The 14,336-nt window shown below is 65.3% G+C and carries 12 protein-coding genes; 10 read left to right on the forward strand and 2 right to left on the reverse strand.

What is annotated here, in order from left to right:
• The first annotated feature begins 88 nt into the window (after positions 1–88).
• The 4 genes from EST26_RS04390 to miaB all read left to right on the forward strand — a co-directional run bounded on the left by EST26_RS04390 (position 89) and on the right by miaB (position 4,077).
• Positions 89–655, forward strand: a complete 567-nt coding sequence (locus EST26_RS04390) for a hypothetical protein (RefSeq protein ID WP_291065665.1) — start codon at positions 89–91, stop codon at positions 653–655.
• A 2-nt stretch (positions 656–657) separates the two neighbouring features.
• A complete protein-coding gene (gene ubiB, locus EST26_RS04395; RefSeq protein ID WP_291065666.1) occupies positions 658–2,223 on the forward strand; it encodes a ubiquinone biosynthesis regulatory protein kinase UbiB in 1,566 nt (521 codons plus the stop codon).
• A 91-nt stretch (positions 2,224–2,314) separates the two neighbouring features.
• Positions 2,315–2,674 carry a hypothetical protein gene (locus EST26_RS04400; RefSeq protein WP_291065667.1) on the forward strand — a complete coding sequence of 120 codons (360 nt, stop codon included), beginning with the start codon at positions 2,315–2,317 and terminating at the stop codon, positions 2,672–2,674.
• Positions 2,675–2,736: 62 nt separating this feature from the next.
• Positions 2,737–4,077, forward strand: coding sequence for a tRNA (N6-isopentenyl adenosine(37)-C2)-methylthiotransferase MiaB (gene miaB, locus EST26_RS04405; protein ID WP_291065668.1), 1,341 nt, complete (start codon positions 2,737–2,739; stop codon positions 4,075–4,077).
• 7 nt (positions 4,078–4,084) lie between these two features.
• Here the strand turns inward: miaB and EST26_RS04410 are convergent, their stop codons facing one another.
• Together EST26_RS04410 and ffh are read right to left on the reverse strand one after the other, a co-directional pair.
• Positions 4,085–4,714, reverse strand: coding sequence for a hypothetical protein (locus EST26_RS04410; RefSeq protein ID WP_291065669.1), 630 nt, complete (start codon positions 4,712–4,714; stop codon positions 4,085–4,087).
• Positions 4,715–4,724: 10 nt separating this feature from the next.
• Complete coding sequence (gene ffh, locus EST26_RS04415) at positions 4,725–6,101, reverse strand: signal recognition particle protein (RefSeq protein WP_291065670.1); 1,377 nt, start codon at positions 6,099–6,101, stop codon at positions 4,725–4,727.
• A 134-nt stretch (positions 6,102–6,235) separates the two neighbouring features.
• Here ffh and ccsA point away from each other — a divergent pair, with 134 nt between their 5' ends.
• The 6 genes from ccsA (at position 6,236) to EST26_RS04445 (ending at position 14,193) form a co-directional block, all read left to right on the forward strand.
• The gene (gene ccsA, locus EST26_RS04420; RefSeq protein ID WP_291065671.1) at positions 6,236–7,033 is read left to right on the forward strand and encodes a cytochrome c biogenesis protein CcsA; all 798 of its coding nucleotides are present in this window, start codon (positions 6,236–6,238) and stop codon (positions 7,031–7,033) included.
• 12 nt (positions 7,034–7,045) lie between these two features.
• Positions 7,046–7,300 carry a PP0621 family protein gene (locus EST26_RS04425; RefSeq protein ID WP_291065672.1) on the forward strand — a complete coding sequence of 85 codons (255 nt, stop codon included), beginning with the start codon at positions 7,046–7,048 and terminating at the stop codon, positions 7,298–7,300.
• Positions 7,297–9,009 carry a HAMP domain-containing sensor histidine kinase gene (locus tag EST26_RS04430; protein ID WP_291065673.1) on the forward strand — a complete coding sequence of 571 codons (1,713 nt, stop codon included), beginning with the start codon at positions 7,297–7,299 and terminating at the stop codon, positions 9,007–9,009. Before EST26_RS04425 ends, EST26_RS04430 begins: the two co-directional genes overlap by 4 nt.
• Before the next feature lie 8 nt (positions 9,010–9,017).
• Entirely contained in the window at positions 9,018–10,475 is a 1,458-nt protein-coding gene (locus tag EST26_RS04435) for a sigma-54 dependent transcriptional regulator (RefSeq protein WP_291065674.1), read from the forward strand.
• Positions 10,459–11,076 (forward strand): 1,6-anhydro-N-acetylmuramyl-L-alanine amidase AmpD, encoded by a 618-nt coding sequence (ampD, locus tag EST26_RS04440; protein ID WP_291065675.1) that lies wholly within the window; start codon positions 10,459–10,461, stop codon positions 11,074–11,076. The genes EST26_RS04435 and ampD overlap by 17 nt, the downstream gene beginning before the upstream one ends.
• Positions 11,077–11,340: 264 nt before the next feature.
• Positions 11,341–14,193 carry a ribonucleoside-diphosphate reductase subunit alpha gene (locus EST26_RS04445; protein ID WP_291065676.1) on the forward strand — a complete coding sequence of 951 codons (2,853 nt, stop codon included), beginning with the start codon at positions 11,341–11,343 and terminating at the stop codon, positions 14,191–14,193.
• Positions 14,194–14,336 lie beyond the last annotated feature (143 nt).

Genomic DNA, 14,336 nt, shown 5'->3' on the forward strand with positions numbered 1-14,336 from the left:
AACAACCCGTGTTTATCCGTCAGAATCGGGAGCCATGAAACACGCCCCACCTCTTTTTTCGTCCGAGCCCTCGGCAGGCGGCTCGCCCATGAACTTTCTGCAGTCGCTGCTGAGTTCGATCCGCCCACCCGCATGGGTGGTCGCTGAGCTGCAAAACCGTGTGCTGCTGTTTCTCAATCATGTGCTGCAGCAAGAGCCGGTCGCGCAAGAGCGGCTGCGCCGACAACAAGGCAAACCGGTGTTGCTGCAGTGGGGTGATTTTCATTTTGTTTTTGCCGCCAGTGCGGCCGGTTTGCTCGAACGCGCCGGGCCCGAGCAACAGCCAGAACTCAAGGTCATGCTGGTGCAGACCTCGCCGCTGGCGCTGGCGCAGCGGCTGCTGGCCGGTGACAAGCCAGCAGTCGAGGTGCAAGGTGACGTGCAACTGGCGGCCGATCTGGCCTGGCTGATTGACAACGTGCGCTGGGACCCGGAAGAAGACCTGGCGCGCTTGATTGGTGACGCGCCGGCCCACACACTGGCGCGCTTGGCGCGCGCCGCCGCGCAGGCCGTCAAGGTATTCGCCGCCCGTCTGCCGCCCGGTGTGCGACCGGCTGCACCCACAGCCAACGACCCAACGGCGCGCACCCCCGACGCTGGCAACAGCGGCACCTAAACATGGGTCGCTTGCTGCGCGGCGTCTTCATCGTTTGGGTGCTGCTGCGCCACGGCCTGGACGAACTGGTGCTGTCTGGCTTTGAGCACCCGAGCATTCGTCTGCTGCGGCGCATCGTTTCCTTCGGCCGCGACCTGAGCGCGCCGCGCGGCCAACGCCTGCGTGAGGCGCTGGAGCGGCTGGGGCCGATTTTCGTCAAGTTTGGTCAGGTGCTCTCGACCCGGCGCGACCTGCTGCCGACCGACATCGCCGACGAACTGGCGCGGCTGCAAGACCGCGTGCCGCCGTTTCCGGGATCGGTGGCAGTCGCCTGCATCGAGCGCGCCTTCGGCAAACCGCTCGCTTCGGTGTTCAGCCACTTCGATCTGACCCCGGTGGCCAGCGCGTCGATCGCCCAGGTGCACTTTGCCACTTTGCGCGACGGCCGCCAAGGCGGGCGCGAAGTGGCGGTCAAGGTGCTGCGGCCCCAGATGCTGCAAGTGATCGACAAAGACCTGGGTCTGATTCGAATGCTGGCGGCCTGGGTGGAGGCGCTGTCGAGCGAAGGCAAGCGCCTCAAGCCGCGCGAGGTGGCGGCCGAGTTCGACAAATACCTGCGCGACGAGCTCGACTTGATGCGCGAGGCCGCCAACGCGGCCCAGTTGCGCCGCAACATGCAAGGGCTGGACCTGGTGCTGATTCCGGAGATGTTCTGGGACTACTGCCACGCCGACGTGATGGTGATGGAGCGCATGCGCGGCCTGCCGATCAACCAGGTCGACGAGCTGCGCGCGCGCGGCGTCGACATCCCCAAGCTGGCGCGCGAGGGCGTGACGCTCTTTTTCACGCAGGTGTTTCGCGACGGTTTTTTTCATGCCGACATGCACCCGGGCAATATCCAAGTCAGCGTCGAGCCGGACAGCTTCGGACGATTCATCTCGCTCGATTTCGGCATCGTCGGCACCCTGACCGAAGTCGACAAGGAATACCTGGCGCAAAATTTCACCGCTTTCTTTCGGCGTGACTACAAGCGCGTGGCCGAGTTGCACGTCGAGTCGGGCTGGGCGCCACCACAGACGCGCATCGACGAGCTGGAATCTGCCATCCGCTCGGTCTGCGAGCCCTACTTCGATCGGCCACTGAAAGAAATCTCGCTCGGCCTGGTGCTGATGCGGCTGTTCCAAACCTCGCGCCGCTTTCAGGTGGAACTCCAGCCGCAACTGGTCTTGCTGCAAAAAACCCTGCTCAACGTAGAGGGCCTGGGGCGCGAACTGGACCCGGAACTCGATCTGTGGGACACCGCCAAGCCGTTCCTGGAAAAGTGGATGGTCGAGCAAATCGGCCCCAAGAAGCTGCTGCAGCAGCTCAAGGCCGAGGCGCCGCACTACGCCAAGCTGCTGCCCGCGCTGCCGCGGCTGCTGCGCGATTATTTGCAACACAAACCGCACGATCTGCGCCACGAGCTCAAACACCTGCTGAACGAGCAGCGCCGCACCAACCGGCTGCTGCAGGCCATCATCTACGGCGGGCTGGGTTTTCTGCTCGGCCTGCTGGCCATGCAAGTGCTGCTGCGGGTGCGGCTGTGGTGAATGCAGCAAGCACAGCCGCACTGCATGCGACAATCCGGCCCCGGGAGCCTGGCGCGGCTGCCACCCCCCCACCAGCCTCTGGATTTACACCATGAACCGCTGTCTGATCACCGCGCAGCGCACACCGCGCCGTGCCCTGCTGGCCGGCGCTGCGCTGGTGCTGGCTGCGTCGGCGGCCGCGCAAGCGCCCGCCCGCCCGTTTCCCGAGCAGGCGCTGCGTGCCGAGCTGGTGGTGCTGCAGCCGCCCGAAATCACCCTGAACGGCAAACCCGACCGACTCTCGCCCGGCGCGCGCATTCACGACCCGCGCCAGCTGCAAGTGCTCTCGGGCTCGCTGGTGGGCCAGCAACTGCCGGTGAAATACCTGCGCGACAACCTGGGCCTGGTGCACCGGGTCTGGATTCTCAGCCCGACCGAGGCCGAATGGCCGCCGCAGCGCGCACACCCCTGAAACCAGCGGCCACCCAGGGCTGAACCCTGCGGGTGACCCAGCGCTGAGGAGCGGTTTTTTTCATGAGCAAAAAAGTATTCATCAAAACCTTTGGCTGCCAGATGAACGAGTACGACTCGGGCAAGATGGCCGACGTCTTGAGCGCCGCGCAGGGCTACGAGCAAACCAGCGACGTCGAGCAGGCCGACCTGATCTTGTTCAACACCTGTTCGGTGCGCGAAAAAGCGCAGGAAAAAGTGTTTTCCGACCTGGGCCGGGTGCGGCACCTGAAGAAAAAAGGCGTTCTGATTGGCGTGGGCGGCTGCGTGGCCAGCCAGGAAGGGGCCGAAATCATCAAACGCGCGCCGTTTGTTGACGTGGTGTTCGGCCCGCAGACCTTGCACCGCCTGCCCGAGCTGCTGCGCCTGCGCCAGGCGCAGGCGCAGGCACAGGTCGACGTGAGCTTTCCAGAGATCGAGAAATTCGACCACCTGCCGCCGGCGCGCGTCGAGGGCGCGTCGGCCTTTGTCTCGATCATGGAGGGCTGCTCCAAATACTGCAGCTATTGCGTGGTGCCGTACACGCGCGGCGAAGAGGTCAGCCGCCCGTTCGACGACGTGCTGGTGGAAGTGGCCGGACTGGCCGAGCAAGGCGTGCGCGAAGTCAATTTGCTGGGCCAAAACGTCAACGCCTACCGCGGCCCTATGGGCCAAAGCGGCGAGTGGGCCGACTTTGCCCTGCTGCTGGAGTACGTGGCCGCGATTCCCGGCATCGCGCGCATTCGCTACACGACCAGCCACCCGAACGAGTTCACGCCGCGCCTGATTCAGGCCTATGGCCAGATTGCGCAACTGGTCAACCACGTGCACCTGCCGGTGCAGCACGGCGCGGACCGCATCCTGACGGCCATGAAGCGCGGCTACACCGCCTTGGAATACAAAAGCACGGTGCGCAAGCTGCGCGCGATCCGACCCGATCTGAGCCTGAGCAGTGACTTCATCGTCGGCTTTCCGGGCGAAACCGAGGATGACTTTCAAAAGCTGCTGCGGCTGGTCGAAGACCTGAATTTCGACATCAGCTTTAGCTTCATCTACAGTGCGCGTCCCGGCACGCCGGCCGCCCAACTGAGCGACGAGACACCACACGCCGTCAAGCTCGAGCGGCTGCAACGGCTGCAAGCGCTGCTCGAGGCCAACGTCGCGCGCATCAGCGCTTGCCGCCTGGGCACGGTGCAGCGCATATTGGTCGAGGGGCCGTCGCGCAAATCCACCCCCGCTGCGCCCGAGCTGATGGGGCGCACCGAATGCAACCGGGTGCTGAATTTTGCCGCCCCGGCCAACCCGTCAAACCTGCTTGGTCAACTGCTGGACCTGCGCGTCACCCAGGCGACGGCACACACCTTGCGCGGCGAGCTGCTGGCTTGAGCTTGCCTCACGGGGGTGATTTCAAATAGCGCTCGTCGGACCAGGTGGCCAACCACTGCGGCGCGAAGGCAACGAAAATCGCCACCAGCATGCCCGTGATGAAGGCGTCGCCCCAGGCCATCAGCCAGCGCGCCACCAGCGCCTGCTCCAGCGCCACCCCGCCGACCAGGCGGTACATCAATTCGTACGCAACGCCAGCCAGAAACACCGCCAGTGCGGTGCCGAGAAAGCCGCGGCCCAGGGTGTAGATGAACGGGTTGGGCGGCAACCAGCGCCGCATGGCCGCGCCCAGCGCCAGCGCCAGCGTGGCCGGCACCAGCCCCAGCCAGACCCATTGCGAGAGCACAGCGGCGGCGTCGGCCTGCCCCAGCAGCCAGACCGTCAGCGCCACGATGGCCAACACCAGCACCGCCAGCGGCCAGCCCAGCATCAGCAGCAGCAGACAGGCGCCGGAAAATTGCACCGGCAAACCCGGCGGCAGGTGCTGCGGCAGCAGCCACAGCCAGGGCAGCAAGGCCAGCGCCGCCAGCGTGGGCGTGAGCAAGGGGCCAGCCAGCATGCGCCAGGGCTGCAGCGCCAGTGCCAGCACCAGCAGGATCAAGCCGAGCAGGGCTTCGAGCAGCGACGCAGCGGCCATGGCCTGCGGCTCACATGCCGGGCAGTTTGGGCATGCCCTTCATGCCGCCCATGCCGCCCATGCGCTTGAGCATCTTCATCATGCCGCCGCCCTTCATCTTCTTCATCATTTCCTGCATCTGCTCAAACTCCTTGAGCAGGCGGTTGACCTCTTGCACCTGCACGCCGGCACCCGCAGCAATGCGGCGCTTGCGCGTGGCCTTGATCAGTTCGGGCCGGCTGCGCTCTTTCAGCGTCATGCTACAAATGATGCCCTCTTTGCGTTTGATGTCTTTTTCGGCGCGGCCCAGATCGACTGCACCGGCATGGGCCGTCATGGCGCTGGGCAGCTTGTCCATCAGGCTGGAGAGGCCGCCCATTTGCTTCATCTGGCGGATCTGATCGAGAAAGTCGTTCAGGTTGAATGCGCCACCGCCCTTGACCTTGGCGGCCAGCTTTTGCGCCGCCGCCAGGTCGACCCCGGCCGTGACTTGTTCGACCAGCGCCAGAATGTCGCCCATGCCCAGGATGCGTCCGGCGTGGCGCTCGGCGTCGAACACCTCCAGGCCGTCGATTTTTTCAGAGACACCGGCAAACTTGATTGGTACGCCCGTGACCTGGCGCACCGACAATGCAGCGCCACCGCGCGCGTCGCCGTCGAGCTTGGTCAGGACGATGCCGGTCAGCGGCAGCGCCTCTTTGAAAGCGCGCGCGGTGTTGACCGCGTCCTGCCCCTGCATGGCATCGACCACGAACAGCGTCTCGACCGGGTTGAGCGCCGTGTGCAAGTCTTGAATTTCGCGCATCAGCGCGGCGTCGATCGCCAGCCGTCCGGCGGTATCGACCAACAGCACGTCAAAGTGGTGCTTGCGTGCGTGGTCGATGGCCGCGCGCGCGATCTCCAGCGGTTTTTGCTCGGGTGTACTGGGGAACCAGTGAGCGCCGGCCTGCGCCGTCACGGTCTTGAGCTGCTCGATGGCGGCCGCACGGTAGACGTCAGCGGAGACCGTCAGCACCTTTTTCTTGCGCTTGTCGATCAAGTGCCTGGCCAGCTTGGCGGTGCTGGTGGTCTTGCCCGCACCTTGCAGGCCAGCCATCAGAATGACGGCCGGTGGCTGCGCCGCCAGATTGATATCGGCTACGCCGTCGCCCATGGTAAGGGCAAGTTCGCGGTTGACTATGCCGACCAGCGCCTGCCCCGGCGTGAGCGAACCCAGCACCTCTTGGCCGAGCGCCTTTTCTTTCACCCGGGCTATGAAGTCGCGCACCACCGGCAGCGCCACGTCGGCCTCCAGCAGGGCCATGCGCACCTCGCGCAGCATATCGGCCACGTTGCTCTCGGTGATGCGGGCCTGGCCGCGCATTTCCTTGACAAGGCGTGAGAGTCGGTCGGAGAGGGCTGAGGCCATGTTGCGCTTGGGTAAGGAATGGGGGCGGCGACAACACGCCTGACCAGGCATGGGCGCCGGGCAGGCAGGGCCGTTAAACTGTGCTTCCCATTCTAGCCGCGCCCCATTTTTCCGCTGCGCGCCCTGTCAATCCGATGAATCTGCTGCCCGCTCTTGCGACCACCCCGCACGTCACCTTGCTCACTGCGGTGGCCGCGCTGGCCTACGCCGTGCTGGCTTGGGCGCACCCGCGCATGAGCAGCGGACAAATCCGCGCCGTGCTGGCCTCGGCCTGGTTGCTGCACCTGCTGGTGCTGCTGCTCACCCTGTTCGAGCAACCGGCGCGCTTTGGCTTTGCACCCGCGCTCTCTTTCACCGCCTGGCTGGTGCTGACGGTCTACGCGCTGGAGAGCCGGCTCTACCCGCAATTGCAGGCACGCTGGACGCTGGCGGCGCTGGGTGCCGTGGCGCTGCTGCTGGCGCTGGCGTTCCCCGGCCAGCGCTACCCGGCCGTGCATTCGATCTGGCTGCCGCTGCACTGGGCGCTGGGCATTGCCTCATACGGCTTGGTGGCGGCCGCCGTGCTGCACGCCTGGTTGATGCAGCGCGCCGAAACATCGATGCGCCAGGGTGCATTGCCCGATACCGCCTTGCCCTTGCTGACGCTGGAGCGGCTGACGTTTCGTTTGCTGACGGCCGGTTTTGTCCTGCTCAGCGCCACCTTGCTGGCTGGCTGGTGGATTTCACAGGACTTCGTTCGCGACTGGATGTGGAGTCACAAAACCGCTTTCACCGCGCTTTCCTGGCTCACCCTTGCGCTGCTGCTGTGGGGCCGCTGGCGGCTTGGCTGGCGCGGCCACGTGGCTGCGCGCATGCTGTACGCGGGGGCGGGCTTGTTGCTGCTGGGCTATGCGGGTTCGCGCTTTGTGCTCGAAGTGCTGCTGCGCGTCTGAAGGAGCCGCCCCATGACCTTGAAATACCTGCTGGTTTTGTTGCTGCTGCTGGTGGCGTTCTGGATTTGGCGCAAGCAGCGTGTGAACCGGCGCCTGGAGCGCGAGCGCGCGGGCGCAGCCCAGACGCAGGCGCTGCGCCAGCCGGCGCCGATGCTGGCTTGTCTGCACTGCGGCACACATTTGCCCCACAGCGAGGCCGTGCTCGGCCGACAGGGCGCTTATTGCTGCCCCGAGCACCGCCAACAGCACGGGGATGAAGCGCGGTGAGCCGCGAGACCCCCTCGCAGTTTGCTCCCTCGTGGTTTTCGGCGCAGGACCACAGCAGCGCCGTAGGCAAACAACAGGCGCTTGGTTTTGTGCGCCTGTGGCGCACCTTCATGCGCGCCCGTCTGTTCATTGCCAGCGTGTTGCTGGCGCTGCAATTGTTCGTGCTGGCCACCCACACCGCAGGGCCGAGCTGGCTGCTGCTCATCAGCGTGCTGCACCTGGGTGCGGCGCTGGCGGTGCTGTTGTGGCTGCATCCCATCCCCAACAGCCCGCCGCTGCACCCCCAGTGGCTGCTGACGATTGGCATCGACGTGCTGGTGTTTGCCTGTCTGCAGCACCTCCAGTACGGCGGCATCAGCTATACGCCCTTGTTCGCTCTGCCAGTGCTGCTGGCCGCCCTGCTGGGCTCGCTCACCCTGGCCTTGACGACGGCTGCCTGCGTCACGCTGCTCTTGCTCGCCGAGGCGGCGCTCGGTGCGTTTTTTTTCAATGAAGTCTCCTCCGCCCGTTTTTTGCAAGCCGCCCTGACCGGCACCGGCTTCTTTCTGATTGCGCTGCTGGCGCAGCAACTCGCCGTGCGGCTGGCGCGCCAGGAAGCGCTGACGCAAAGCAGCCAATCCTCTGCCCGTGCGCAGGCCCAAGTCAATGCGCTGGTGATCGAAAATCTGAGCGAGGGTGTGCTGGTGGTCGATTCCCATGCCGTGGTGCGCAACTCCAACCCGGCCGCACAAGCCATGCTGATGCACCTGCCCCACCCGCAGCAGGCACGAGCACGGTTATCGGCCCGCGCTGAGTGGGCCGACTTGGCGATGTTGGTGAATAAAACCTTCGTGCTCGGCCAGCCGCAGACGTCCGAGCTCAACCTTGCCATGGACGAAAACCACACCCACCGACTGCGCGTGCGCAGCCGCCTGACCAGCGTCCCGGACGAATCCGAGGCCGGTCTGTGCGTGCTGTTTCTGGAGGACCTGCGCGAGGTCGAAGCGCGCCTGCGCACCGAAAAGCTAGCCGCCATGGGCCGCTTGTCGGCTGCCGTGGCGCATGAGATTCGCAACCCACTGTCGGCCATTGCGCAGGCCAACGCCTTGCTGGAGGAGGATGCCAGCCAAGCGACTCAAAAACGCCTGACGCACATGATCGATCAAAACGTGCAGCGGCTCGCGCGCATCGTCGACGACATCCTCAACGTCGTGCGTGTTCAATCCGGTGCCGCCGATCCGGCAGCGCTGGTATTACCGCTCGATGCGGCGCTGCACCAGATCAGTCGGGAATGGAGCCAGCAACACCAGGTCGGCGCCATCTTAAGCCTGCACACCCGTGCCCCCAGACTGCGGATCGGGTTCGACCACGAGCATCTGCGCCGGTTGCTGGTCAACCTGCTCGACAACGCACGGCGCCACTGCAGCGGCGCACCGGCGTCGATTCGTCTGAGCAGCCAGCCCAGCGGCAGCGCCCAGGTGCGCCTGTCGGTCTGGAGCGACGGCGCGCCGCTGGAGGCAGGCGTGCTGCGTCATTTATTTGAACCTTTTTTCTCCACGGACAGCCGCGCCAGCGGAATGGGCTTGTATATTTGCCGCGAACTGTGCCAGCGCTACGGCGCACAGATCGCCTACCAACGCCTGCGCCTTGAGCAAGGTCCGGGCAACGAGTTTTACCTGCTCATGCCCGCCGCCGCGCCGCCTCACCCGCCCGGACCTGTCACGTCTTGAGCCAGCCCATGCCTACCAGCCCCCGCTTGCTTGTGGTGGACGACGAGCCCGACCTGTGCACCCTGTACGAACTGTGCTTGCTGCGCGAGGGCTATGCGGTGGTGTGTGCGCGCGATCTGGCGCAAGCGCGCAACCTGCTGGCGCAGCAATGCTTTGACGTGCTGATCACCGATATGCGGCTGCCTGACGGTCTGGGTCTGGCGCTGCTGGACGAACTCAACCAGGCGCAGCGAGCAGAGAAAAGCATCGTCATCACCGCCTACGGTTCGGCTGAGAATGCGGTCCAATCGTTGAAATTGGGTGCCTTTGACTACCTGACCAAACCGGTTGACCTCAAGCAGTTGCGCGCCACCGTCGCTGCAGCCCTGCAAAGCCGGCCACGGCAAACCGCTTGTGAGCCGGGTCAAAGCGCGCTGCGCACGTCCCGCTCGCAGGACGCAGCAAGAGGTGCGGCGCAGTCGGCGCTGGAGCGCCTGGTCGGATCGGCGCCGAGCGTGCTGCAAATCAAAAACCGGATCATCAAGGTTGCCGCCAGCATGGCGCCGGTGCTGATCGTGGGCGAATCGGGCACCGGCAAGGAACTGGTGGCGCGCGCGGTGCATGCGTGCAGCCACCGCGCCAGCGGCGCGCTGGTAGCGGTCAATTGCGGCGCCATACCCGAGCACCTGATCGAGGCCGAATTTTTTGGCGTGCGCAAAGGTGCTTATACCGGCGCCACGCAAGACCGCAACGGCTATTTCCAGGCCGCCCAGGGCGGCAGCCTGCTGCTGGACGAAATTGGCGACCTGCCGCTGCCCATGCAGGCCAAGTTGCTGCGCGTGATTCAAGAGCGCCGCGTGCGCCCCCTGGGCAGCACGCAGGAAGAAGCGCTGGACGTGCGCTTGATCAGCGCCACCCACCGCGATCTGGCAGCCATGGTCCAGCGCGGCGAATTTCGGCAAGACCTGTTTTACCGCCTGAACGTGATCGAGCTGCGCACCCCGGCGCTGCGCGAGCGGCGCGAAGACCTGCCCGCGCTGGCGCGCGCGCTGCTGCAACGCCTCTGCGCCGAATCGGGTCAGCACGCGCCCGAGCTGGCGGCGCAGGCGCTGGCCTGGCTGGCGGCGCGCGAGCTGCCGGGCAATGTGCGCGAACTCGAAAACCTGCTGCAGCGCGCACTGGCGCTCAGCGACGGCCGCACACTGGATCTGGCCGATTTTGACGACGCTGCGCCGGTGTCGGCCGGCGCCGCGTCGCCTGCGAGTGCGCCCGCCCACAGCGACGTCGGGGTGCCGTCCGACCTGCAAGCCTATCTGGACGAGCAAGAGCGTCAGGTGCTGCAAAAAGCCTTGCAAGAGGCCGATTTCAACCGCACCGCGGCAGCGGCCCGGCTGGGGCTGAACCTGCGCCAGATGCGCTACCGCATCCAACGGCTCGGCATTGTCGTTCCCGCGCAGGCCAGCTCGGAGGATGAGCATGGCGTCTGAGCCGTTCCCGGGCAACGCCACGACCGACTGGAGCGGCGGCTGGCTGCGCGCGGCCCGGCGCTGCGAGTCATCCCATTTCGGCCCACGCCCGGCACAGACCGACGTCGATCTGATCGTCGTCCACGCCATCAGCTTGCCGCCCGGTGAATACGGCGGCGACCAGGTCGAACAATTTTTTGCCCACCGGCTCGACTGGCTGGCCCACCCTTATTTCGAGCACCTGCGCGGCCTGAGGGTATCGGCACATTTTTTCATTCGGCGCGACGGCGCGCTGCTGCAGTTCGTCGACGCCGATGCCCGCGCCTGGCACGCCGGCGCATCGAGCTGGCGCGGCCGCGAGCAGTGCAACGACCACTCGATCGGCATCGAACTCGAGGGACTGGAGGGCGATCGCTTCGAGTCGGCCCAGTACGCCCGCCTGGCCCACCTGTGCAACAGCCTGCGCCAGCGCTACCCGATCGCGCACGTCGTCGGCCACGAACACATCGCCCCTGGGCGCAAACACGACCCGGGCGCCGGATTCGACTGGCCGCTGTTGCAGCGCCTGCTGGGCTGGCCGAGTGAATGCGTTGCACCCGGCACCAGCGCAGGTTCAGGCTAAGTCCTGCGCCAGGCTTCTGGTCCAGCTTTTCCTTGCGGCAGAATTTTTTTTCTCAAACACTACCGGTAGTGGCTTGATATAGGGCGGCACACCATATATAGTGTCGTTGTCGTCAACTCACAAACGTCAGAACCGCGTCGATGGCGCCCTCCAGCGCCCTGCCCCAGCAGCTTTCACCCGTATTCTCTGCCTTTGCACCGCTTCGGCTCCTGCCCGCCCGCTGCCCCATGCGGTGGCCGCGCACCCCACCACACCCAAACAAGCATGCTGACCGCCCCCTCCAACCCATCGTCCAACACCGCCCTGCGCGCGAGCACCCACGCCATGCCAGCCGCAGCGGCCAGTTCCGAGTTCTCCCACTATCAAATCATCCGCCGCAACGGCGCGGTGGTGCCCTTTGAGCCGAGCAAAATAGCGGTGGCGCTGATGAAGGCTTTTTTGGCCGTGCACGGCACCCAGGGCGCGGCATCGGCCAGCGTGCGCGAGACGGTCGACACGCTGACCCAGACCGTGGTGCGTGCCCTGCTGCGCTCACGCCCAGGCGGCGGCACCTTCCACATCGAAGACGTGCAAGACCAGGTGGAACTGGGCCTGATGCGCGGTGGCCAGCACGAAGTCGCGCGTGCCTACGTGCTGTACCGCGAACGCCGCGCGCAAGAGCGCGCCGCCCAGGGCCAGCGGCAAACGCCTGCGCCCGCCGCACCACTGCACGTGATCGACGCTGGCGAACGCGTGCCGCTGGATCTGCAGCGGCTGCAGCACCTGATCGAAGCCGCCTGCGCCGGCCTGAGCCCGGACGTCTTGGCCGCTCCCATCCTGGCCGAGACCAAGCGCAACCTGTACGATGGCGTGCCGATCGAGGAGGTCTACAAGGCCGCCATTTTGGCCGCACGTACGCAAATCGAGCGCGACCCCGATTACAGCTTTGCCACCGCGCGCCTGCTGCTGCACACCATCGCGCGCGAGGTGCTGGGCGAGGAAGTGAGCGCGGCCGAGCTGGGCGCGCGCTACGCCGAACACTTTCCGCTGTTGATCAAAAAAGGGGTGGAGCACGAGCTGCTCGATGCAAGACTGCTGCAATTCGACCTGACGCGCCTGGGCGCGGCACTCAAGCCCGAGCGCGACCTGCAGTTCGATTACCTGGGCCTGCAAACCCTGTATGACCGCTATTTTTTGCACCTGCGCAAGACCCGCATCGAACTGCCGCAGTCTTTCTTCATGCGCGTGGCCATGGGCCTGGCGCTGGGTGAGATCGACCGCGAAGCGCGTGCGATCGAGTTCTACGAGCTGCTGTCTTCGTTCGACTTCATGTCCAGCACGCCCACGCTGTTCAACAGCGGCACGCGCCGCTCGCAGCTCTCGAGCTGCTACCTGAGCACCGTGCCCGACGACCTGGACGGGATTTACGAGTCGATCAAAGAAAACGCGTTGCTATCGAAATTCGCCGGCGGCCTGGGCAACGACTGGACGCGGGTACGCGCGCTGGGCGCGCACATCAAGGGCACCAACGGCGAATCGCAAGGCGTGGTGCCCTTTCTCAAGGTGGTCAACGACACCGCGGTGGCCGTCAATCAGGGCGGCAAACGCAAGGGCGCGGTCTGCGCCTACCTGGAAACCTGGCACCTGGACATCGAAGAATTCCTGGAGCTGCGCAAAAACACCGGCGACGACCGGCGCCGCACGCACGACATGAACACGGCGAACTGGATTCCCGACCTGTTCATGAAGCGCGTGCTGGAAAAAGGCGACTGGAGCCTGTTCTCGCCCAACGACGTGCCCGACCTGCACGACAAATTCGGCGCCGACTTTGAACAAGCCTATGTGGCCTACGAAGCCAAGGCCGCGCGCGGCGAGATCAGGCCCTACCGCAAAGTGCCGGCCAGCGACCTGTGGCGCAAGATGCTGTCTATGCTGTTCGAGACCGGCCACCCCTGGATCACCTTCAAAGACGCCTGCAACGTGCGCAGCCCGCAGCAACACGTCGGCGTGGTGCACAGCTCTAACCTGTGCACCGAGATCACGCTCAACACCAGCGACAGCGAAACCGCGGTCTGCAACCTGGGCTCGATCAACCTGCAAAAACACATCAGGAACGGCGCGCTCGACCACGACAAGCTGCAACAAACCATTGCCACCGCGATGCGCATGCTCGACAACGTGATCGACATCAACTACTACGCGGTCAAAAAGGCACGCGACGCCAACCTGCGCCACCGCCCGGTGGGCCTGGGCCTGATGGGCTTTCAAGACGCGCTCTACGAGTTGCGCATTCCCTACGCCAGCCAGGCGGCAGTGGAGTTCGCCGACCGCTCGATGGAAGCGATCTGCTACCACGCCTACTGGGCCAGCACCGAACTTGCCCGCGAGCGCGGCCGCTACAGCAGCTTCAAAGGTTCGCTCTGGGACCAGGGCGTGCTGCCGCTAGACACGCTGGAACTGCTGAGCCAGGCGCGCGGCGGCTACGTCGATCTGGAGCGCAGCAGCACGCTAGACTGGGACGCCCTGCGACGGAAAATCGCTGCCGACGGCATGCGCAATTCCAACTGCGTGGCGATTGCGCCCACCGCCACCATCTCCAACATCGTCGGCGTCGACGCCTCGATCGAACCCTGCTTTGGCAACCTGTCGGTCAAGTCCAACCTATCGGGCGAATTCACCATCATCAACGGCTACTTGGTGCGCGACTTAAAGCGCCTTGGCCTGTGGGACGACGTGATGGTGATGGACCTGAAACACTTTGACGGCTCGCTGCGCGCGCTCGACCGCGTGCCGCAAGACATTAGAGCACTCTACGCCACCGCGTTCGAAATTGAACCGCTGTGGCTGGTGGAAGCCGCCGCACGGCGCCAGAAGTGGATCGACCAGGCGCAAAGCCTCAACATCTACATGGCCGGTGCCTCGGGCAAGAAACTCGACGAGACCTACAAGCTGGCTTGGCTGCGCGGGCTCAAAACCACCTACTACCTGCGCACCACTTCGGCCACGCAGGCGGAAAAATCAACCGGCCGCACCGGCCAGTTGAACGCGGTTTCGGTGCATGGCAGCGAGGCCACCCCCGTGGCCAGCGACGTGAAATTTTGCGCCATCAACGACCCCGGCTGCGAAGCCTGCCAGTAAAGCCCAGGCCGTTGGCACCCCGGGGCAAACCCCGCTTGTGATGCAAGACCGCAACAGCCAACGCCACCCCCTCGCATCCCTGGCAGGCTTTACTTTGCCAGTGGTGCGGCCTCCTCGATAATTCACCGCATTGGACCGACCAT

It is taken from the genome of Hydrogenophaga sp. (genome assembly GCF_014773545.1).
GTDB lineage: Bacteria > Pseudomonadota > Gammaproteobacteria > Burkholderiales > Burkholderiaceae_C > Hydrogenophaga.

What these genes read in the sequence shown, in the direction of transcription:
- EST26_RS04390 (WP_291065665.1), top strand. Translation starts at nt 89, where the DNA reads ATGAACTTTCTGCAGTCGCTGCTGAGTTCGATCCGCCCACCCGCATGG.
- ubiB (WP_291065666.1), top strand. Translation starts at nt 658, where the DNA reads ATGGGTCGCTTGCTGCGCGGCGTCTTCATCGTTTGGGTGCTGCTGCGC.
- EST26_RS04400 (WP_291065667.1), top strand. Translation starts at nt 2,315, where the DNA reads ATGAACCGCTGTCTGATCACCGCGCAGCGCACACCGCGCCGTGCCCTG.
- miaB (WP_291065668.1), top strand. Translation starts at nt 2,737, where the DNA reads ATGAGCAAAAAAGTATTCATCAAAACCTTTGGCTGCCAGATGAACGAG.
- EST26_RS04410 (WP_291065669.1), bottom strand. Translation starts at nt 4,714, where the DNA reads ATGGCCGCTGCGTCGCTGCTCGAAGCCCTGCTCGGCTTGATCCTGCTG.
- ffh (WP_291065670.1), bottom strand. Translation starts at nt 6,101, where the DNA reads ATGGCCTCAGCCCTCTCCGACCGACTCTCACGCCTTGTCAAGGAAATG.
- ccsA (WP_291065671.1), top strand. Translation starts at nt 6,236, where the DNA reads ATGAATCTGCTGCCCGCTCTTGCGACCACCCCGCACGTCACCTTGCTC.
- EST26_RS04425 (WP_291065672.1), top strand. Translation starts at nt 7,046, where the DNA reads ATGACCTTGAAATACCTGCTGGTTTTGTTGCTGCTGCTGGTGGCGTTC.
- EST26_RS04435 (WP_291065674.1), top strand. Translation starts at nt 9,018, where the DNA reads ATGCCTACCAGCCCCCGCTTGCTTGTGGTGGACGACGAGCCCGACCTG.
- ampD (WP_291065675.1), top strand. Translation starts at nt 10,459, where the DNA reads ATGAGCATGGCGTCTGAGCCGTTCCCGGGCAACGCCACGACCGACTGG.
- EST26_RS04445 (WP_291065676.1), top strand. Translation starts at nt 11,341, where the DNA reads ATGCTGACCGCCCCCTCCAACCCATCGTCCAACACCGCCCTGCGCGCG.